Genomic DNA, 19971 nt, shown 5'->3' with positions numbered 1-19971 from the left:
GTCGCGGGGAACGGCCGGACCGGCCGTCCCCCGCGGCGAGCGGGTGGTGAGTCAGGCGTGCGCGGTCGCGACGTCGATGATCCAGGTGACGCCGAACCGGTCGGTCAGCATGCCGAAGGCGGGCGCCCACTGGGAGGGCCCGAATTCTTCGACGATCGCGGCGCCTTCGGCGAGGCCCTTCCACACGGGCGAGACCTCGTCGACGGTCTCGCCGCGGACGGACAGGAAAAAGCGCTCCGTGGTGAGGGTGGTGCCGTTTTCGCGTCGGGTGGCCGGGGTGGCCGGAACGGCGGGCCCGTCGGTGCCGGGCACGTCGTAGGCCATCACCCGGAAGCCGTTGTCGGCGGTGAGCTGGCCGAAGACGACCTTGGTGGCATCGGGCAGCCCGGCGGGCATGCCGAAGTCGCCGTAGGTGACGACGGTGGTCTGTCCACCGAAGACCGACTGATAGAACTCCAGTGCGGCGCGGGCCTGGCCGGTGAAGTTCAGGTGGGCGACAGCGTTGAGCGACATGGCTTTTCCGGTCCTTTGTGAGTGGTTCTCGTCGTCGGGAGTTTCCGGCGACGAGAACCACTGTCTCAGCGGTAGCGGCCAGGGATCGTCCTCTTCTGGTGGCATCATCGAATTCATGCCGACCGCTTCCGCGGCGGCGACCTCGGGTCGCCTCCTTTCGCTGCTGTCCCTGCTGCAGGTCCGCCGGGACTGGCCGGGCGCTCTGCTCGCCGGCCGCCTGGGCGTCAGCGAACGGACCGTGCGCCGCGACGTCGACCGGTTGCGTGAACTCGGTTACCCCGTCAAGGCGATCAAGGGGCCCGAAGGCGGTTACCGGCTCGAAGGCGGTAGTCAGATGCCGCCGTTGCTGTTCGACGAGGAGCAGGCGGTGGCGCTCGCGGTGGCGCTGCGGATCGCCGTCGGGACCGGCGCCGGCATCGAGGAGGCCGCGGCCCGTGCGCTCGCCACCGTGCGCCAGGTGATGCCCGCGCGTCTGCGGCAGCGCGCCGACCTGCTCGAGATCACCCCGGCCGGGAGCCCCACCCAGGTCGGCACGGACGTGCTGCTCGCGCTGAGCTCGGCGATCCGGGCGACCGAGGAGGTGCGGTTCGACTACGCGTCGCCGTCCCGCGTGGCCGAGTCGCGTCCGGTGCGGCGGGTGCAGCCGCACCACCTGGTCGTGCGGAACGGACGGTGGTACCTGGTCGGCTGGGACGCCGCGCGTGCGGACTGGCGGATCTACCGGGCCGACCGGATGGAGTTGCGCGTGCCGAACGGGCCGCGGTTCACCCCGCAGAAGGTTCCCGGCGGTGACGTCGCGACGTTCCTCGCCGCCCGGTTCAAGGGCTCCGCCACCGCCGACGTGTGGCCGTGCCGGGGTGCGGTGATCCTCGACCTGCCCGTCGCCGACGTGGCACCGTTCGCCGGTGACGGCGTCGTCGAGGAGGTCGCGCCGGGACGGACCAGGCTGCTGAGCGGAGCGTGGTCCTGGACCGCGCTCGCGGCCGGGCTGGCGCGGTTCGACGCCGAGATCGAGGTGATCGGCCCACCGCAGCTGCGTGCGGCGTTCGCCGACCTGGCGGCGCGTGCCGCCCGCGCATCCGGCGACCGCGACCGGTCACCGGACTGAGATAGTACCTGCCCGGGGGTGCCACGACTTCGCCCAGCGGTGCGCGCAGCAGGAGCGATGGGGGAGCGTGGAGCGGGCACCGCACCGCCGACGACACGGACGCTCGAGCTTCGCCGAGGTCAGCGGCGAAGCCGGGATCCGCGGGCGAGGTGGACTGGCCGCGGTCGCCACTGTCCACCAGGAGCACAGTGAGCACGACCCGCCGATCGGGATAGCCGCGCTCATGTTCAGCGCGACCGGCTGAAAGCGGTCGACCAGCAGAACGTGTCTCCATCCGGAGCCGCGGGTGTTCTCAGCGGGCACCCGCAACGGCGCGACTCCTTTGGCGGGCGCCGGTGCGGGCGGCGAATGAGCCGGTTCAGGCGCTCCAGTGCTTTCCTGGTCCAGGCGCGGCACCGGGCCGGCGTCACCAGCTCCTCGCGGACGGGGTCCGCCGTGTGCACCTGATCGGGTTGCCGGCGGCGGTCACGACGTCAGTGCTGGAACGCGTTGGAGCTTGCCCTGGCGAGCCTTCCGGATGCCCGCCAGCGAGCCGACCAGGAGCGCGGCGGACAGCACGGCGAGGACGGGTGCGATCCAGTCGATGGCAGCGGCGAGTCCCAGCGCCGTCGCCAGCGCGCCCGCGCCCACCGCCACCACGGTCTGAAGGAGATACGCGATCAGGTACACCAGCGAGAACGTTCGTGCGCGGTGCGAGGGTGGTGACTCCTTCGCGGCGAGGCTGATCCCACCGCTGAACGAGAACGAGTACCCGGCGCCGGAGATCACGCACCAGAGAAGGAACTGGACGAAGGAGCCGGTCGCGGCGGTCACGACCATGGGGATCAGGCCGATGAGCGAGACCACGGCACCGATCAGGGTCGCGACCACCGACGGAACACGGCCGATCAGCAACGCCGTCGTCCCGATCACCGCGCTCGACAGCCCGAGCAGCAGCCCCGTGATGAACAGGTCGCCAGTTCCGGCGAGCTGGCGGGCCATTTGCGCACCAAGGGACATGAACACCGCGCCGACGGCATAGGCGACAACCACCCCGAGAGTGGCCGTCGTGACCGCGCCCAGGGTTCCGGGAGCCGCCCGGGGCAGTTCGGGCAGGAACCGGGAGCCCGCGGGCCGGTCGTCCGGTGTGCAGTACACGAGCAGGAAGGAAAGGAGTGCGACGACGGCGAGCACGACGTGGGCGAGCACCAGCGGCCACGGCAGCAGCTGGGCGAGTGCGCCGCCGACCACGAGTGAGAGGGTCAGCCCGCCCGAGGTGGACAGTGTCGTCACCGCTCCAGCAGCGCGTGGGCTGGTGAACACCGTGTTCTCCACGAGCGAGGCGCTGGCGGCGGAGAAGGCGAACCCCACGCCGATTCCCTGCACGGCCCGTCCGGCGAAGAGGACTCCGACGTTCGTCGCGATCGCGAAGAGCCCGGCGCCGAGGCCGATGAGCACAATGCTGATCAGCATCGCCCGGCGACGTCCGATCACATCGGACAGTCCTCCCGCGAAGAGCAGCATGAGGAGCAGGGTGAGGGGATACGTCGCGAACACCGACGTGGTGACCACCGAGGGCAGCCCCCAATCGGCGGCGTAAACCGGGTAGAGCACGCTGGGTGCGCCGCTGGCCCACAGGCAGAGGGCGAGAACGGCAGCCGCGGACCAGAACGTCCCGCGGCGGGAGAACGTCGGCCTGCTCAAATCTGTTCCCCGCCGTGCTCGGCTCCGGGGCGCGACTGTGCGTGCACCCACTTCCGATCAGATGACATCAGTGTTTCCTCCTTTGTCGGGTGGTACCGATGATGTCCCTGCCGGCATTCCGTTCGCCTGAGTCGAACGACTCCACCTTGCTTGTCTCGAGTAGACCTTCGTACGCGAATAGGGCCGAATTCACGTGGTGGTGCTGCGGTTCCCCGTCCACACTGACGATCGCGGCCTTCCGGCCGCAGCACTCGACCGAAGGTGAGCAAGCGTTGTCACACCACCTTGATTCGCCCGCCGCCCGCCAGGACGTTCGCCTCGACATCACCGATTTGTACGTTTTCCGCGGAATTGTCGGTACGGCTTTCGTTCTCAACGTGTCGCACTCGCTGAACGGGCCCGCGATCCCCGGATTCCATCCGGAAGGGATGTACGAGCTGAAGATCGACCTGGACGGCGACGCGGTCGAGGAGATCACCTATCGCTTCACATTCGGGGAGCAGGACGGCACCGGCGGGCAGCACTACACGGTGCGCCGGATCGCGGGAACCGACGCCGCGGACGCGTTCGCGGTCGGCACCCTGGCCGGCGAGGGTGGCACCGGCGAGAGGTTGCCCGGACGGAACGGCGAGCGGATCTGGGCAGGAAAGGCCGGTGACCCGTTCTGGATCGAACCGACCGTGCTGCGCGCTGTCGGCCACGCGGTGCAGTACGGCACGACGATCACGGTCGACGGCTGGGCTCCCCGGACGGCGGTCAACGCCTGTGCCGGTCACACGGTGTACTCGATCGCGCTCGAGCTGCCGGACGGTGAGCTTCCGGCGTCCCGCCGGATCGGTGTCTGGGCTCTCTCGAGCCTGCGCACGGACGCCGGTGGCTGGCGGTCGATCAACCGCGCCGGTTTGCCCATGATCCATCCCCTTTTCGCCCAGTTCGACGAGCGGCTGGGTGGCGACATGAACACCGGTCGTCCGAGGGACGACCGGGCGATGTACGGCAGTGCTCTGGTCAAGAAGATCACCGGGATCGTGGCGGCACACGGCACGTCGGAAGACCCGGACGGGTACGCGCGGCGGCTGGTGAGCCGCCTCCTGCCGAACGTCCTGCCCTACTACGTCGGTACGCCCGCTTCCTTCGGATTCGCCGAGTGGAACGGTCGCGCCCTGACCGACAACGCTCCCGACGTGATGTTCTCGATCGCGGCCAACACGCCGGTCGCCCTCGGTATCGGGAAGGAATCGGTCGTCGAGCCTCCGTCGGCCTCGTTCCCGTACGTTCCTGCTGTTCCCGCCGTCGGCTGACCCGCCTCGCGGGGGTGTCCCAACGGGACCGGCCGGCGGGATCGGGCTGTGGAACGGGTTGCGCGGCAGCCGCCGCGCAACCGGTTCCGGTCAGCCTGCCGGAGCCGTTTCCCGGTCGTCGATGCGCTCGAGCGCATCTCGCAGAGCGGCGCGCGTCGAGATCCCGAGCTTGGGGAAGGTGCGGTAAAGGTGGCCACCCACGGTGCGGGGGGAGAGGTACAGCCGCCGCGCGATCTCCTTGTTGCTGAAGCCGGCTGCGGCGAGTTCGGCGATCGCTCTTTCCTGCGCGGTCAGTGCCTTCTCCGGCGCGGTGACGGGCACTTTCGTCTCCGGGTCGCGGGCAGCCCGCAGCTCTTGTCTCGTCCGCGCCGCCCACGGTTCGGCGCCGAGGCGTTCGAAAGTCTCGAGGGCGAAGTGCAGGACTTCTCTCGCTCGCACGAACCGCAGGTTCCGGCGCAGCCGCTCCCCGTAGGCGAGCTGGACACGGGCGAGGTCGAAGGGGAATCTGCCGGCATCCTCGACAGCGAGGGCTTCCTCGAAGAGCTGTTCGCCGTCGGCGCCCTCGGCGACCAACGCCCGCGCACCGAGGGCGATGACCGCCATGCGCGGCGAGAGGGCGCCGATGTCGTTCGCGACTATCGCTGCGACGTGGGCGCGGGCCGCGTCCTCGCGTCCTGTCCGGAGGGCGGACTCGACGAGGTCGAACGCCACCCACATCGCGATCGGCCGGTGCGGCGCGAAGGTTCCGGCGGCACTCAGCGTGCTCGCATGGCGGAACGCGGACTCCCAGTCGCCCGCCCCGATGGCAGCCAGCGTCCGGGGGTGTGCGCCGTACTGCGCGGGAGTGGCGGCCTTGCGGGAGGCGGCCAGACGGCTGAGCTCGGTAGTCCACTCGTGCGTTGTGGCGGGCTCGCCCCGGACGGCGGCCAGCAACGCCTTGTCGTAGAGGAAGTACCACGCGAGGAAGTCGTAGCCGTGGGCGCGGCACCGGTCGATGCCTTCGTCGGCCAGTCGCTCGGCTTCGTCCCACCGGCCGGAGGCGAAGTCGTCGAGGCAGAGAAGCATCAGGGCGCCCAGACTCGATCGCACCGCGTTGCCCTGACGGCCGCCTTCGACCAGCCGCCACGCCACTCCCCGGCACCCGGTCAGCATGTCGAGGTAGATGGCCGAGGTCATCACCCGGACGATCTGCGTGGGCTCGTATTCGTCGATGTTGCGTTCGACGAGCTGCGCCACCTGGGACCGGATCGCCGGACCGTGGCGGACGGGGTCGGCGAATGCCAGGCTCAGCATCCGGAGCAGAGGCGGAACGCGGTCGCCGAGCCGCGCGAGTGCCCGGTGGAACGAGGTCCAGTAATCCTCCCGCCCGGCCCACCAGCTCAGGTAAAGCAGAGTCGTCAGCGCTTCACCGTGTTCCTCACTGGGAGCGTCGGAGGAAGCCGACTCGATCGCCCCGAGGAGGAGCCGGAACGCGGTGTCCACGTCGCCCTCACGGTTGACCGTGATGTAGGCGGCCGCGGCGGCCGCGTGAAGCGAGTTCGTCACCCGCGGGTTCAGACGCCGTGCCTCGTCGAGGAGGCGGGCGGCATCGTCCAGGTCACCGGTGACCTGCGCGGCGAGCGATGCCGCCTCGGCGAGCCGTCGGGCCGCGGACGAACCGAGCGGGCTCAACCGCGCGGCGCGGATGAGCAGCGTGACGGCCATCGGCGCGTCGCCTCGGGCGAGAAAGGCGTGTGCTGCCGCTTCGAGGCGCGCGGCGACGTCCTCATCCGGGGTGATCGTCGCCTCGGACAGGTGCCACGCCTGTCGTGCCGGATCGTCGTCCAGCCGGTCCGCGATCGCCGCGTGCGCGCGCCGCAGATCCGCCGGCGCGGCGGACCCGACGACCGCGGACCGGATGAGGGGATGGCTGAACGCCACCGTCATCGCTCTTCGATCCACGGCGATGAGGTCCGCCGCTTCCGCGGGTGCGAGGTCATCGACTGTCAACCCGTCGTGCAGGAGGTGCCGGAGATCCGCGCGGCCGTCCACCGCGACTCGGAGCAGCGCTTGCCGTGCCTGCTCGGGGAGCGTGGCGGTCCGGACGGCGAAGGCGCGTTCCAACTTGGTCGTCAGTGGCAGCACCGCGGGCAGGTGGCCCAGGGGATCCGCCAGGTCGGAGACCGACCGGGCGAGCTCCAGGAGGGCGAGCGGGTTGCCGTCGGCCTCCGACAGCACCCGTTGCTCCAGCCGCGGCGGAAGGGGCGGACGACGACGAGAAAGCAGCTCTCGCGCGTGGTCCGGCGACAACCGCCCGATGCGCACCACGGGGATGCCACTGCGTGCCAAGACGTGGGCCGACCGGGACGCGGCAAGCACGCCGACGGACGTGCCCCGTACTCGCCGGGCGAGGAAACCGATGGCGGTGATGGTGGCCTGGTCGAGCCACTGGAGGTCGTCGACGCACAACAGGACCGGCCTGGTCCGGGCGGCGAGGGAGACCAGTTCGAAGACCGCGTTGAACACCATCAGCTGTCGCGGAGCGGGTCCCTCTTGCCGCCCGAGCGCCACCCGCAGCGCTTCCCGCAGTGGAGGCGCACAATCGTCCGCCACATCCCGCAGCGGCAGGAGCAGTGCGTGGAGCCCCGCGTAGCCGATCTCCGCTTCGAACTCGGCGCCGGTCACCCGGAGTGTCCGCATCCCGGCTTCCTCGGCGTACGCGCAGGCGGTCTTGAGGAGCGCGGTCTTCCCGATGCCCGCCTCACCCACGATCGCCCGTGCCTCGCCATCCTGGGCGCTGCGCCGGACGAAGTCGCGGAGACCGTTCAGGAGCGCGTCGCGGCCGATGAGGCCGGACGGCGTGTCAGCACCGGAAGCGCTCATCTCCTGTACCTCCGGGTGGTTGCGGGTGCGTCGAACCCGGTTCACTCCTGAATCCGGATCCAGGATTCAGATGGACTATAGTTGCGCCATGACTTCTCGCGCTACCCCAGCCGGCGGTGAGCCTGCCGGGCCCGCCCCGGACCTCTACCGAGGTGCGGACGCCTGCATCGCCCAGATCGGAGAGAAGTGGTCGCTTCTCATCGTCCGGGAGGTGCTCAACGGCAACACGAAGTTCTCCGAGATCCGGGAGGCGCTCGGGTTGAGCCACGACGTGCTGAGCGACCGCCTGCAAACGCTGGTGCAACGCCTCATCCTCCGGCGGGAGAGCTACCGCGAACCCGGGTCGCGCGTGCGTGAGCGGTACCTGCCGACCGAAGCGGCCGAAGCCCTCGTGCCGGTCCTGCAGGCGATGGACGTGTGGGGGAGGCGTTTCGGCGCCGAGGCTCGGCGGAAGGCGGCCCGGTCGTGAGGGCAGCGGTTGTCACCGGAGTCGGCGCCATCAGCCCGGTGGGCGGGACCGCCGCGGACAGTTGGGACGCGCTTCTGGCCGGACGTTCCGGCATCGCGCTTCTCGACGACGACTGGGCCGCAGCGCTGCCGACCCGGATCGCCGCCCGCATGGCCGTCGACCCCGCGGCCAAGCTGGATCGCGTCGCCGCGCGCCGCCTCGACCGCGCGGAGCAGGCGGCCCTGGTGGCCGCGCGGGAGGCGTGGGAGGACGCGAAGCTGTCGGCGTCGTCCGTCGATCCCGAGCGTGTCGCTGTCGTCATGGGTACGGGGATCGGCGGGGTGAACACCCTGCTCGACAACCACAACGCCCTGCGGGACCACGGCCCGCGCCGGCTGAGCCCGCGCATGGTCCCGATGATGATGCCCAACGGCGCCGCCGCGGCCGTCAGCATCGATCTCGACGCGCGAGCGGGTGCCATCACGCCGGCGAGTGCGTGCGCCACCGGTGGTGAGGCCGTCGCCCACGCCCTGGACTTGATCCGGCTCGGCCGTGCGGACGTCGTGATCGCCGGGAGCACCGAGGCTTGCGTCAACGAGCTGACGATGGCCGGCTTCGCGCAAGCCCGCGCGATGTCCACCCGGAACGACGAACCGCGCCTCGCCTCGAGCCCGTTCGACCGGGCCCGGGACGGGTTCGTCCTGGGGGAGGGCGCGGCCGTGCTCGTGATCGAGAGCGAGGAACACGCCCGTGCCCGCGGTCGTGTTCCGCACGCCACCCTCGCCGGCGCCGCCATCACCTCCGACGCGCACGACATGGTCGCTCCGGAGCCGCAGGGGGACGGGCAGATCCGTGCCATGCGGACGGCCATCCGGGACGCCGGGCTGTCCCCGGAGGACGTCGGCCACGTCAACGCCCACGCCACCTCGACACCGGCGGGCGACATCGTCGAGGCACGCGCGATCCGGACCGTGTTCGGCGGACACGCGCCCGTCGTTTCCGCGGTGAAGTCGATGACGGGACACCTGCTCGGCGGCGCCGGCTCGTTCGAAGCGGTGGCCACCGTGCTGGCCATCGCCCACCAGACCGCGCCGCCGACCCCGACGCTGGCCGACGCCGAACCCGGGCTCGGCCTCGACATCACGCGCGAGCGGCCCAGGGCCGGCGCGTTCGGCGCGGCCCTGAGCAACTCCTTCGGGTTCGGTGGCCACAACACCGCCCTGGTCTTCACCACATAGCCGGGCACCGGCACCCTCGACGTGAAAGCAGAGAACGTGAACGACAACCGAACCAGCCGCGTCCTCACCTGGACCGATCCCGCCGAAGTCGTCGCGGGTATCGCCGAGCTCGACGGGATCGACGCGATGCGCGCGCTCCGCGACGGTGAGCTGCCCGCGCCGCCGATCGCGCACACCATGAACTTCACACCGGTCGAGGTCGACCACGGACGCGTGGTCTTCACCTGCACCCCCGGCGCCGAGCACTACAACCCGCTCGGAGTGGTGCACGGCGGGCTCGCGTGCACCCTGCTGGACACCGTCGCCGGCTGCGCCGCCCACACCACCTTGAAAGCCGGGCAGCGCTACACCTCCATCGAGATCACGGTCAAGTACCTGCGGCCGATCACTCTCGACACCGGCCCCCTCACGGCGACCGGGGTCGTCACCAAGGCGGGCAGCCGGGTGATCTTCGCCGACGCGGAGATCCGGGACCGGTCCGCGAAGCTGGTGGCGACCGGATCGAGTTCCCTGCTCGTCTGGTGACCCGCCGCCGCGCGTGAGCAGATCAGGCAGCGCCGGCCGGGAGGTGGTAGAGAGCGGCCTGGAACCGTTCGGCGATCCTCGCCATCTCCGTCCGAAGCTCGTCGCACGCGGCGACGAGCAGGACCGGGCAGCCGGGGCGGACCAGCTCGGCGAACGCCGCGATTCCCCGCGCTGTGCTGGGAAACGTCCGCGGCTCAGCCGCGCCGTGCAGCGCGGCGAGTGCCGCGGCGAGCGCGTCCAGCACCCGGGCAAGGACGGCGCTGCGGCCGGTGTCCGGGCAGTGCGGTTCGATGCGAAGCTGCCCGGCCCGGGTGCAGGCGACGACGGCGACCTCACGCAGGCCGGGGAGCCGGTGCGCGGCCGCCAGCACGTCGGCAGCGCGGCGGGCATCGTGAAACGCGAAGAGCAGTACGTTCTGATTCTGTTCGCACATGACTTCACCGGTTGGTCTCGGGAGGCTGCGCCTCAGGTGGGCAACCCATCTTCCGGCGTCTTCCGTGCGGTTCTCCAGCGAGCGGGCTCGACGTTCGTCAGCGGACCGGCCCCGCCGTGCGTCGGGAAAACCCCACGGCCCGATGTCGGGTGCGCGCGATGGTGCCCGGGCCCGCCGGCCTCGATGATCGAGGAAGTGCCGATCCCACCACGGCCGGGCCGGAGGAGACGAGACGATGACGCCAGAACCGGATGCCGTTCCCGCGGACGAACTGGGCCGCGGGGCGCCGGGAACACCGGCGCGCGGACGCGGACCGAACCGTGGCGGCGGGTTCTCGCAGACGGATGACCGTGCCCCCACTGCCGGCTGGGGCGCCGCTCGCAGTGTCGCCAGGAACGTGGTCCGCTCGCGCGAGTTCCTGCGCGCTCCTCGCGCGATTCTCCGGATGAACCACGAGAACGGCGGGTTCGACTGTCCGGGCTGCGCCTGGCCCGACGACCGCAACGGCCTGCACCTGGACATCTGCGAGAACGGCATCAAGCACGTCACGTGGGAGATGACCCGCAAGCGGGTCGACCGGTCGTTCTTCGCCGAGCACACCGTCACGGAACTGGCCGGATGGACGGATTTCGCACTGGAGGACCAGGGCCGGCTGACAGAGCCGCTCAGCTACGACTCCGAAACCGATCGGTACGTCCCGATCTCCTGGAGCGACGCCTTCACACTCGTCGGAACCGCACTGCGCGGGCTGGACAGCCCCCACGAGGCGTCGTTCTACACGTCGGGCCGGTTGTCGAACGAGGCCACTTTCCTGTACCAGCTCTGGGTGCGCGAGTTCGGGACGAACAACCTGCCGGATTGCTCGAACATGTGCCACGAGGCTTCCGGGCGCGCCCTGACCGCAGCGCTCGGCACCGGCAAGGGCACGTGCGACATCACCGACTGGGACGTGGCGGATCTGCTGATCGTGATGGGCGTCAACGCCGCCTCCAACGCGCCCAGGATGTTGACCTCGCTGGCCGAGGCGCATCGCCGCGGCGCGCAGATCGTCCACGTCAACCCCATGGTGGAAGCGGCGTCGCGGCGCACCATCGTGCCGCACGAGTTCCTGGCCATGGGCACGTTCCGGACCACCGAGACCGCCACGATGACGGTGCAGCCGCGGATCGGCGGAGATCTGGCCCTCCTGCGGGGTGTCGCCAAAGCCGTGCTGGAGCGTGCCGAAACCGATCCCTCGGCGATCGACGAGCAGTTCATCGAGCGCTACACCCATGGCTTCGACGCTTACCGGGAGACGGTACGGGCGCAGGAATGGTCCGAGCTGGTCCACCAGGCGGGGGTGCCGGAGCGGGAGATTCGCGACCTCGCGGAGCGCTACCTCACCGCCCACCGCACGATCGTCGCCTGGTGCCTCGGCCTCACCCAGCAAGAGCACGGCTGCGACACGGTGCGTGAGATAGTCAACCTGTTGCTGCTCCGGGGCAACCTGGGTCGCGAGGGCGCGGGGGTTTCGCCCGTGCGGGGACACAGCAATGTGCAGGGAAACCGGACGTGCGGAATCGATCACCGGCCGGACGAGGAGCTGCTGGCCCGCCTGGACGAGGTGTGCGGCATCCAGTCGCCGCGCGAGCACGGGCTGGACACGGTGGGCACCATCCAGGCCATGCTGGAGGGCAGGGTGAAGGTCTTCGTCGCGCTGGGCGGGAACTTCGCGCTGGCCGCGCCCGACACCGCCACCACGATCGCCGCTCTGCGCAACACCGACCTGACCGTCCAGGTCAGCACGAAACTCAACCGCAGTCACCTCGCGCACGGCAAACGAGCGCTGATCCTGCCGTGCCTGGGAAGGACCGAGCGGGATGTGCAGCGCTGCGGCGAGCAGGGCGTCACCGTCGAAGACTCGATGAGCATGGTCCACCTCTCGTACGGCACACGCCGGCCGCCCTCCCCGGAGCTCCGCTCGGAATGCGCGATCCTGGCCGGGATGGCGAGAGCGACCCTGCCGGATTCGGCGACACCGTGGGAGCGCTACGTCGAGGACTACGACCGGATCCGCGACACGATGGCGAAGGTCCTGCCGGGCTTCGAGGACTTCAACCGCCGGGTCCGGATGCCCTTGGGCTTCCGCATCCGGCAACCCGCGCGGGAGCGGGTGTTCCTGACGGGGAGCGGGCGGGCCGAGTTCGGTGCGGCGCCGCTGCCCGATGTCGTGTTGCCGCCGGGCCGGCTGATGTTGTCCACGATGCGTTCCCACGACCAGTGGAACACGACGATCTATTCGGACAACGACCGGTACCGCGGGGTGCGCAACCTGCGGACGCTGCTCTTCATGAACCCGGAGGACATGGCCGAGCGCGGCCTGGCCAAGTTCGACCTGGTCGACATCACGAGCTTCGCCCGGGACGGCAGCACCCGCTCGGTCTTCGGGTACCGGGCGGTGCCCTACGACCTCCCGCGTGGCAACGTGAGCGGGTACATGCCGGAGCTCAACGTGCTCTGCGCGCTCGGCGACTTCTCGGTCGCCAGCGGGCAGCCGCTGATGAAGCACCAGATCGTGGAGGTGGTCCCCGCCCGGGGCGGGGACGCGCGGGCAGGAGAGCTGCCGTTGGGAACCGCATTCGCTGAGTGAACAGGTCGAATGACCCATCGCACCCCAGCGCGAAGCGGACGCAGACTGGGGTGCGTGACGGCTTCCACCGAACAGTTGCTCGCCTCGATCCTCGAGTGCGTGCCGCAGCCGGTCTGGGTGTGTGACGAGGCCGGCCGGATCCTCTACGCCAATCCGGCGGCTGTCCGTGCGGTCGGCTACGACGATCTCGCGCAGCTCAGGGGGAAGTCAAGCCATCACACGATGCACTACAAGCGGGTGGACGGGAAACCCTATCCCGCGGACGAGTGCACGATGCTCGCGCCGCGCGCTACCGGCGCCCCGACACAGTCCGATCGCGACTGGCTGGTCCGCCGTGACGGTTCGATGTTCCCGGTCGCGTGGTGGTCGGCACCGCTGGAGATCGAACACGGCCGTGGCGTGGTGACCGCGTTCACGGACATGACCGAGTACCGGATCGCCGAACTCGCCTCACGCGAGCACGAAACCGCGCGGATCCGTGCCGAGGAGTCACGGGCCGCGCAACGGCGGATCGTGGAGGAGACCGTCGCGATCCGCCGCCGGACCGCGCGGGATCTTCACGACGGCGTGCAACAACGCCTCGTCGCGTTGCTCATTCACCTGCAGCTGCTCAAGGATGCGTTGCCCGAGGCGCTGGCCGGGCTGGCGGACGAGGCCGTGGCCGAGGCCGTGGCAGCCGTCGAGGACATCCGCGCTGCGGCGGCCGGGATTCATCCGATGATCCTCACCTCCCGGGGCTTGTGCGCGGCCCTGCACGCGCTCGCCGCGCGCAGCCCCCTGCCGGTGTCGGTGCGCTGCTCGACACCGTCGCGGCTGGCAGAGAGTGTCGAGGCCAACGTGTACTTCTTCGTGTCCGAAGCTCTCGCCAACGCGATCAAGCACGCGGCGGCGACACGCGTCGCGATCCAGCTCGGGGTCCGGGACGGGACCCTGTTCGTCGAGGTCACCGACGATGGCGTTGGCGGCGCCGCCGTGTGCGGCACCGGCACGGGGCTTGTCGGTCTCGCGGATCGGGTGACCACGCTCGACGGGAGGTTCCGGCTGGAGTCCCCGGTCGGGGGCGGCACCGTCGTCGCCGCGGAAATTCCACTATGACCGCCAGGGTGGGCGTGCCGTGGGCGGCCCCGTTCCGCGGACGTACCGGCGTGCGGGTGCGTTGACCTGGTGCTTGCTGTGCTCGGCGCCGCAGCTCCCACGGCTCGCGGTCGCCTCGAGCGGCCCGCGATCGGCCGGACTCACCCGATTGGAGGTGGTGCGCGTTATGCCGCGGCGGGTGGTCCGGTCCTCTCATCGAAAGCCGGAGCGGGAGCACCGCTGCCGGGGGATGCCGCGGGGCACCGCGGCAAGCGGACGCACGAGGGGCGAGCATCGGAATGAAACACGTGACCCGCGCCGCCGGGCTGCTGGGCGCCGGGCTGGCACTGGTGGGCGTGACGGCCCTGCCGGTGGACGGTTCCGGCACCGGGACGACCGTGCCGCAGGCGTTGGCCCTGCGCGAACCGCCCCGGATCGGCGACGTCGGGCGGCCGCACGAGGTCCTTGCCCAGCAGCCGCGCCTGGCCGCGCCGCCGTCGTTGCCGCCGCCGACCTCGCTGCCGCTTCCCGGCCCGCGGGTCAGGGCGTCGCCGGTTTCGCTCGGGGCCGGGATTCCCGCCGCCGCGCTGGCCGCCTACCACCGGGCCGCGGACAAGCTCGCCGGGTGCGGTCTCAGCTGGACGGTGCTCGCCGCGATCGGGCGTGTGGAGTCCAACCACGGCCGCCACGGCGGCTCCCAGGTGTACGAGGACGGCTCGGTGCTGCCGCGGATCCGTGGTCTGGCACTGGACGGCACGGGCGGCACCGCGTCCATTCCGGACACCGATCGCGGCGCGCTCGACGGCGACCCCGTGCTGGACCGCGCGGTCGGGCCGATGCAGTTCATCCCGTCGACGTGGCGGGCCTACGCCGCGGACGGCAACGGCGACCGCAAGGCTGATCCGGACAACATCTTCGACGCGGCGCTCGCGGCCGGGCGGTACCTGTGCGCGGGCGGCGGGAACCTCGCCGATCCGGCGCAGTTGCGGGCGGCGGTGTTCCGGTACAACCACTCCGACGCCTACGTGGACCTCGTGCTCGCCCTCGCCGACGCGTATGCGCGCGGCACGGTGGCGGCCATCGCGGTGCCGGCCGTCGTGCCCGCGCCGCCCCCGGTGAGCACCCCGCCGCCTCCTCCGCAGGTGACCGAGGCGCCCGCGCCGAGCACGACGGCGCCGGCCACGAGCACCACACCCAGCACGAGCACGACACCCAGCAGTCCGGCCACGTCCAGCTCCAGCTCCAGCTCCAGCACCACCAGCTCCACGCCGTCGCCGACCTCCTCGTCGCGACCGTCGTCGAGCTCGAGTCCCAGCAGGACGACACGGTCCAGCACGACAACGACCACCACCACTGGATGAGGGGGACCGCGGCGCCGGAGGGCAGAACCTCCGGCGCCGCGGTGTTTCCTCCTCGCGGTGGGGGAGATCACCGGAAAATTCCGCTCCTGCCGTGAAGTTCGGGCACCGGGAGAGGTCTTCCGGGTGAACGCGACAGATTCCCGGCGGAAGGAAACCGAAGTGACCACAACGGACAGAGTCAGCACGGAGATCGCGGCCCTCCCCGACGGCGGGGTGGCGGTGGTGCTCGGCACCCGGCCCGAGATCGTCAAGCTGGCGGGAATCATCCGTCACCTCGGCCCGAAAGCGCGGATCGTCCACACCGGACAGCACTACGACGAAGCCATGTCCGACGTGTTCTTCACCGAGCTCGGGTTGCCGCTGCCGGACGTCCGGTTCGCGGTCGGCGGAGCCACCAGGGCGGGGCAGATCGCCGCGGCGCTGGAGGCGCTCGACCTCCTGTTCGCCGACGCCACCCCGGCCGCGGTCGTCGTGCAGGGGGACACCAACGCCACCGTCGCCGGGGCCCTGGCCGGCAACGCCCGGTCGATCCCCGTGGTGCACGTGGAAGCCGGGTTGCGCAGCTTCGACCGGACCATGCCCGAGGAGCACAACCGGATCGTCACCGACCACGTGTCCGATCTGCTCTGCGCGGCCACCGACGACAACGTCGGCAACCTGGCCAGGGAGGGAATCTCCGGCAGCTCGGTGATCCGCACCGGCAACACCGTCGTCGAAGCCGTCCTCTCGCAGCTGCCCCATCCCGCGCGGCGCGAGCGGCTCCTGGCCGAACGGGGGCTGGTCGCCGACCGGTACGTCCTCGCCACCATCCACCGGCCGGAGAACACCGACGACCCCGCCGCGCTGGCCACCATCCTGGCCGAGCTGAACCGCATCCCGTGCCGAGTCGTGCTGCCCCTGCACCCCCGTACTCTGCGGGCGGTGGAACAGCACGGGCTGGCGCACCTCCTCGACGGGCTCGCCGTCACCGGACCGCTGGGCCCGTCGGAGTTCCTCGGGCTGGCCGCCCACGCCGCGCTCCTAGTGTCGGATTCCGGTGGCCTGCAGGAGGAATGCACTGTCCTCAAGCGACCCTTGATCGTGGTGCGCCGCTCCACCGAGCGGCCGGAGGCGATGCGCGATTTCGCGGTGCTCGTCTCGCCGGGACCACTGATCAGCAAGACCGCGGGCAAGTGGCTCGACGACCTGCCCGGCCTGCACGCCCAGCTCGCCCGTGCGGAGTCCCCGTTCGGCGACGGCCGCGCCTCCGAACGCATCGTCGCCGAGATCGCCCGCCGGTTCGCCTGCTGAGCGGCTGCCCCCTTCAAATGGAGTAGGGCGGCGACAAACGCGACAGGTCGCCTCATTGCGGACGGTCCTCCTGGTGCAGTTTCGAAACTCGACAGGAGGCACGAAGAAGTTGGGCCATGGCCCTGACCGGCGGGGTGATCTCCGCCGCGCTGCTGGGCGGGGCGATGCCCGCCGCCGCGGCGGGCGCCCCCGCGTGGGCCCGGTGTCGCAGCCGTACCAGGACGGCCAGACCTACAACACGATCGCCGCGAAGCTCCAGGCTCCCCGGCCCGGCTGCGACGACGGCACGGCGACCGTCACCGTGCGGTCGACGGTGCACCTCCTCGGCCCGACCGCGGGGGTCGGGCAGAACGGGTTCGCCAAGCTGGGCACCGACTTCGACACGGCCCCGGGCACGAACACCACAGCCGGCATGCCGTGCGGCGGCACCCAGACCCTGGAGACCACCGTCGAGGTCCCGGCGGCGGACCTCGCGGCCGGGAACGTCAAGTACTGGATGATCCTGGAGACCTACCACGGCGGGTCCAAGGCGTGGGAGATCAGCGACTTCTCCGCCACCTACACCTACGACACGTCGACGTGTGCGGACCTGGGCGTGACCAAGAGCACCGAGCCGTCGGTGGATCAGGTGCAGCAGGGTGAGCGCATCAGCTACGCGGTCGTTGTCACCAACCACGGCCCGGGGAACTCGACCGGGCACACCATGACCGACCCGGTCCCGGCCGGTCTGGTCGACGTGCAGATTCCGGAGGACTGTTCGCTCGCCGGGGGTGTGGTCACCTGCACGGGTGGACCGCTCGCCGCGGGGGAGAGCCGGACCTACCTGGTGACCGCGACCGCGGCCGACGTGCCCGCGGGCACCGACGCGGTGACGGTGACCAACACGGCCCGGGTCAGCGGGAACGAGACCGATCCGGACACGGCCAACAACACCTCGGCCGCGATCGTGACGGTGAACGTCCCGATGATCGCCGGGGGCGTCGACGCCGCGCTGGCCCTCGGCGGGTCCGCGGTGTGGCTGCTCCGCCGTCGGCGGGCGGCCTGACCTCCCGACCCCGGACCGACGGGCGGCCGCGGCACCGCGGCCGCCCGTTCCCGGAATCGCGACATGTTCACGCGGCTCGCCCGGTCTTCAGGGTGGAGTCGCGACAGCGAAAGGACGGATCGAGATGTACGCAGGTGGAATCGGTCCCCACACCGGCGGCACGGCCGGCGGGATGGGGGCGCTGGCGGCCACCGGGTCGCCGGTGCTGGGGTTGCTCGTCGGGCTGGGGGCGGTGCTGCTGTTCGCGGGGATGACCCTCGTGCGGAAGAACGTCGTGGCCCGCAACCTCGCCGCGCTCGGCGGCACCGCGCCCCGGCCGTTCGGCGGCGCCGTCTGACGCCGCGGTCCCGTGTTCATCCCGGTGCGGGCACCGGGATGAACACGGATCGCAGGCACGGCTGAGAGAGCGAGAGGACTGTGGGATCAGCGATGTGCACAGCTGAAAGTGGCCCGGCGAACCGGTGGGCGGCGACGGGGGAGGGCGCGTGACGAGCGAGAGCGCCGCCGTTCCCTGGTCCGGGATCCCCGCGAACCCGTCCGGGCACACGCACCGGTCCTGGCTGGGATGGCTGGCCGCGGCGCTGTGCTTCGGCGTCGCAGTGGCCCTGATCGCCTTCCAGGACAGCTACCGGATCTTCGAGACCCGCCTGGCCGGCGAACTGGTGACCGCCGTCTCCGGGCAGTTCACCTTCGCCGTGCCCGGGCATCCGGTGCTGTACTTCCGGACCTCGGCCTCGCCCGGCGTCATGGGAATCAACGTCTCCCTGGCGTGCAGCAGCGCGCTGCTCGTGGCCCCGTTGTTCCTGACCTCCGGCGCGCTGTTCCTGTCCAGGGCCCGCTCCCGGGTGCGGCTCGTCCTCGCGACGCTGCTCGGCTTCCTCATCATCGCGGTCGCCAACAACATCCGGCTGATGCTGATCGTGATGCTCGGCGGCCGCTTCGGCGAGACCGGGCTCGACTGGGCCCACGTGCTCATCGGGTCGCTGGTGATGCTCACCGCGGGCGGTGTCGCGATCCTGCTCTACATCAGGATCACGACCGGACGGGGCCGGGAGGCGGACGGCCGATGAGCCTGCTGGAAGTCTCGATCAGCCTGTCGTTCTTCCTCGGACTGGTCTTCCTGGCCTATGTGTGCATCCTGGTGCGCGGGTTCGTCAAGGCGAAGCCGGAGCGGCCGGGCGACCCCGGCGAGCTGGACTGGCACTTCGTCATCCCCTGCCGCGACGAACAGGCCGTCATCGGCGGCACGCTCGCGTACCTGGAGAGCACCTTCCCCGAGGCGCACCTGTGGGTGATCGACGACGCCTCCGGCGACGACACCGCGGCCATCGTCGCCGAGCGGGCGGCCCGCAACCCCCGCATCCACCTGCTGGAGCGGAAACTGCCCGACGCCCGCAAGGGGAAGGGCGCCGCGCTGAACCACGGCTACCGCGAGATCAGCCGGCACGTCGGCGATTCGGAGCTGCGGGCCCGCACGATCGTCGTGGTGGTGGACGCGGACGGCAGGCCGTCGGCCAACATGCTCGAGCTGTGCGCGGGACCGGACGCGTTCGCCGACCAGGCGGTCGGCGCGGTGCAGGTCGAGGTCCGGATGGTCAACCGGGACGTCCAGCGGCCGCTGCCGGGCAAGGGGCCGCTGGCGAACAAGTTCGCGGCGATGCTCGCACGCATGCAGGACATCGAGTTCCGCGGCCCGATCTCGGCCATGCAGATCATCCGTCGCCGGACGGGCACCGTGAACATGGGCGGCAACGGCCAGATGAACCGGCTCACCGCACTGGACAGCATCGCGGGGGAGACGGCGGAACCCTGGGGCAACGCGCTCCTGGAGGACTTCGAGCTGGGCCTGCGGCTGATGCTCGCGGGCTGGCGGACGGCCTACAGCCGAGGGTCCTGGGTGGACCAGGAGGCGTTGTGGAGCCTGCCGCCGCTGGTCGTGCAACGCACCCGGTGGGCGCAGGGATCCATGCAGTGCCTCCGGTACCTTCCCCGGGTGTGGGGATCGCCGTGCTTCTCCACCGCGGGCTTCCTGGAGATCCTCTACTTCATGCTGCGGCCGTGGGTCCAGGTCGTCGGCTCGATCGTGTACGTCATCCCGCTGGCGGTCTTCGCCTTCAACGCCGCGGCCTACCGCGACTTCATGGCCGGCTTCCTGGCCAACGGCGGCCTGCTGCTCATGTTCGCCTACGGCGTCGTGGGGATCGCGGAGTTCGCGATCTGGGGCTGGTTCTACCGGTCCCGCTGCGAACCCGGGGTGACCCGCCGCTCCGCCGTCTACTACGGACTGTCGGTCGCGCTGTACTCGGTCCTGAACTACGTCATCGCCTGGCGGGCCTTCGGCCGGTTCGTCAGTGGCCGGGGCAGCTGGAAGAAGACAAAGCGCAACAGCGAGCTGGCCGGGGCGCGGGCGCCGGCCGTCGGCGCCGTCACGAAATGAGGTCGGGAACAGTGCGACGCGCAA

General features: G+C 70.9%; 18 protein-coding genes. 14 read left to right on the top strand and 4 right to left on the bottom strand.

Annotation, left to right across the window (positions count from 1 at the left end; genetic code table 11):
• Nucleotides 1-51 precede the first annotated feature (51 nt).
• Nucleotides 52-513 (bottom strand): VOC family protein, encoded by a 462-nt coding sequence (locus L2C96_RS15085; protein ID WP_020417122.1) that lies wholly within the window; start codon nt 511-513, stop codon nt 52-54.
• Between the two features lie 115 nt (nt 514-628).
• On the opposite strand from L2C96_RS15085, the gene L2C96_RS15080 reads away from it, so the two are divergent.
• Both L2C96_RS15080 and L2C96_RS15075 read left to right on the top strand, forming a co-directional pair.
• Nucleotides 629-1621, top strand: coding sequence for a helix-turn-helix transcriptional regulator (locus L2C96_RS15080; RefSeq protein WP_237336579.1), 993 nt, complete (start codon nt 629-631; stop codon nt 1619-1621).
• 67 nt (nt 1622-1688) lie between these two features.
• Nucleotides 1689-1865, top strand: a complete 177-nt coding sequence (locus tag L2C96_RS15075; RefSeq protein WP_237336578.1) for a hypothetical protein — start codon at nt 1689-1691, stop codon at nt 1863-1865.
• A 221-nt stretch (nt 1866-2086) separates the two neighbouring features.
• On the opposite strand, the gene L2C96_RS15070 is transcribed toward L2C96_RS15075, so the two are convergent.
• Nucleotides 2087-3304, bottom strand: a complete 1218-nt coding sequence (locus L2C96_RS15070; RefSeq protein WP_237336577.1) for an MFS transporter — start codon at nt 3302-3304, stop codon at nt 2087-2089.
• 98 nt (nt 3305-3402) lie between these two features.
• Between L2C96_RS15070 and L2C96_RS15065 the strand changes: the two genes are divergently transcribed.
• Nucleotides 3403-4605, top strand: coding sequence for a DUF4331 family protein (locus L2C96_RS15065; protein WP_237336576.1), 1203 nt, complete (start codon nt 3403-3405; stop codon nt 4603-4605).
• 90 nt (nt 4606-4695) lie between these two features.
• Here the strand turns inward: L2C96_RS15065 and L2C96_RS15060 are convergent, their stop codons facing one another.
• Nucleotides 4696-7467: a helix-turn-helix transcriptional regulator gene (locus L2C96_RS15060; RefSeq protein WP_237336575.1), complete on the bottom strand. Its 2772-nt coding sequence runs from the start codon at nt 7465-7467 to the stop codon at nt 4696-4698.
• A gap of 88 nt (nt 7468-7555) precedes the next feature.
• Between L2C96_RS15060 and L2C96_RS15055 the strand changes: the two genes are divergently transcribed.
• From L2C96_RS15055 to L2C96_RS15045, 3 genes are read left to right on the top strand one after another with little or no spacing between them, the layout of a single operon-like run.
• Complete coding sequence (locus L2C96_RS15055) at nt 7556-7936, top strand: winged helix-turn-helix transcriptional regulator (protein WP_237336574.1); 381 nt, start codon at nt 7556-7558, stop codon at nt 7934-7936.
• A complete protein-coding gene (locus tag L2C96_RS15050; protein WP_237336573.1) occupies nt 7933-9153 on the top strand; it encodes a beta-ketoacyl-[acyl-carrier-protein] synthase family protein in 1221 nt (406 codons plus the stop codon). Before L2C96_RS15055 ends, L2C96_RS15050 begins: the two co-directional genes overlap by 4 nt.
• A gap of 36 nt (nt 9154-9189) precedes the next feature.
• Nucleotides 9190-9678, top strand: coding sequence for a PaaI family thioesterase (locus L2C96_RS15045; protein WP_020417115.1), 489 nt, complete (start codon nt 9190-9192; stop codon nt 9676-9678).
• A gap of 22 nt (nt 9679-9700) precedes the next feature.
• On the opposite strand, the gene L2C96_RS15040 is transcribed toward L2C96_RS15045, so the two are convergent.
• Entirely contained in the window at nt 9701-10111 is a 411-nt protein-coding gene (locus tag L2C96_RS15040) for a hypothetical protein (protein ID WP_157358473.1), read from the bottom strand.
• Between the two features lie 235 nt (nt 10112-10346).
• On the opposite strand from L2C96_RS15040, the gene L2C96_RS15035 reads away from it, so the two are divergent.
• The 8 genes from L2C96_RS15035 to L2C96_RS15000 all read left to right on the top strand — a co-directional run bounded on the left by L2C96_RS15035 (nt 10347) and on the right by L2C96_RS15000 (nt 19947).
• Nucleotides 10347-12740 carry an FdhF/YdeP family oxidoreductase gene (locus L2C96_RS15035; protein WP_237336572.1) on the top strand — a complete coding sequence of 798 codons (2394 nt, stop codon included), beginning with the start codon at nt 10347-10349 and terminating at the stop codon, nt 12738-12740.
• A 9-nt stretch (nt 12741-12749) separates the two neighbouring features.
• Nucleotides 12750-13835: a PAS domain-containing sensor histidine kinase gene (locus L2C96_RS15030; protein WP_237336571.1), complete on the top strand. Its 1086-nt coding sequence runs from the start codon at nt 12750-12752 to the stop codon at nt 13833-13835.
• A gap of 278 nt (nt 13836-14113) precedes the next feature.
• Nucleotides 14114-15175: a lytic transglycosylase domain-containing protein gene (locus L2C96_RS15025; protein ID WP_237336570.1), complete on the top strand. Its 1062-nt coding sequence runs from the start codon at nt 14114-14116 to the stop codon at nt 15173-15175.
• A 159-nt stretch (nt 15176-15334) separates the two neighbouring features.
• Nucleotides 15335-16465 (top strand): non-hydrolyzing UDP-N-acetylglucosamine 2-epimerase, encoded by a 1131-nt coding sequence (gene wecB / locus L2C96_RS15020; protein ID WP_237336569.1) that lies wholly within the window; start codon nt 15335-15337, stop codon nt 16463-16465.
• Between the two features lie 202 nt (nt 16466-16667).
• Nucleotides 16668-17510 carry a DUF11 domain-containing protein gene (locus L2C96_RS15015; RefSeq protein ID WP_237336568.1) on the top strand — a complete coding sequence of 281 codons (843 nt, stop codon included), beginning with the start codon at nt 16668-16670 and terminating at the stop codon, nt 17508-17510.
• Between the two features lie 124 nt (nt 17511-17634).
• On the top strand, nt 17635-17847 hold the full coding sequence (locus tag L2C96_RS15010) for a hypothetical protein (RefSeq protein ID WP_020417108.1): 213 nt from the start codon (nt 17635-17637) through the stop codon (nt 17845-17847).
• A 148-nt stretch (nt 17848-17995) separates the two neighbouring features.
• Nucleotides 17996-18580, top strand: coding sequence for an exosortase/archaeosortase family protein (locus L2C96_RS15005; RefSeq protein WP_237336567.1), 585 nt, complete (start codon nt 17996-17998; stop codon nt 18578-18580).
• On the top strand, nt 18577-19947 hold the full coding sequence (locus L2C96_RS15000; RefSeq protein WP_237336566.1) for an XrtP-associated glycosyltransferase: 1371 nt from the start codon (nt 18577-18579) through the stop codon (nt 19945-19947). Before L2C96_RS15005 ends, L2C96_RS15000 begins: the two co-directional genes overlap by 4 nt.
• Nucleotides 19948-19971 lie beyond the last annotated feature (24 nt).

Origin of the sequence: Amycolatopsis tucumanensis (assembly GCF_021654135.1) — a bacterium.
Classification (GTDB): domain Bacteria; phylum Actinomycetota; class Actinomycetes; order Mycobacteriales; family Pseudonocardiaceae; genus Amycolatopsis_E; species Amycolatopsis_E tucumanensis.
This window is presented reverse-complemented; position numbering and strand designations above follow the sequence as displayed.

What these genes read in the sequence shown, in the direction of transcription:
- L2C96_RS15085 (WP_020417122.1), bottom strand. Translation starts at nt 513, where the DNA reads ATGTCGCTCAACGCTGTCGCCCACCTGAACTTCACCGGCCAGGCCCGC.
- L2C96_RS15080 (WP_237336579.1), top strand. Translation starts at nt 629, where the DNA reads ATGCCGACCGCTTCCGCGGCGGCGACCTCGGGTCGCCTCCTTTCGCTG.
- L2C96_RS15065 (WP_237336576.1), top strand. Translation starts at nt 3,403, where the DNA reads ATGATGTCCCTGCCGGCATTCCGTTCGCCTGAGTCGAACGACTCCACC.
- L2C96_RS15060 (WP_237336575.1), bottom strand. Translation starts at nt 7,467, where the DNA reads ATGAGCGCTTCCGGTGCTGACACGCCGTCCGGCCTCATCGGCCGCGAC.
- L2C96_RS15055 (WP_237336574.1), top strand. Translation starts at nt 7,556, where the DNA reads ATGACTTCTCGCGCTACCCCAGCCGGCGGTGAGCCTGCCGGGCCCGCC.
- L2C96_RS15040 (WP_157358473.1), bottom strand. Translation starts at nt 10,111, where the DNA reads ATGTGCGAACAGAATCAGAACGTACTGCTCTTCGCGTTTCACGATGCC.
- L2C96_RS15035 (WP_237336572.1), top strand. Translation starts at nt 10,347, where the DNA reads ATGACGCCAGAACCGGATGCCGTTCCCGCGGACGAACTGGGCCGCGGG.
- L2C96_RS15030 (WP_237336571.1), top strand. Translation starts at nt 12,750, where the DNA reads ATGACCCATCGCACCCCAGCGCGAAGCGGACGCAGACTGGGGTGCGTG.
- L2C96_RS15025 (WP_237336570.1), top strand. Translation starts at nt 14,114, where the DNA reads ATGAAACACGTGACCCGCGCCGCCGGGCTGCTGGGCGCCGGGCTGGCA.
- L2C96_RS15010 (WP_020417108.1), top strand. Translation starts at nt 17,635, where the DNA reads ATGTACGCAGGTGGAATCGGTCCCCACACCGGCGGCACGGCCGGCGGG.
- L2C96_RS15000 (WP_237336566.1), top strand. Translation starts at nt 18,577, where the DNA reads ATGAGCCTGCTGGAAGTCTCGATCAGCCTGTCGTTCTTCCTCGGACTG.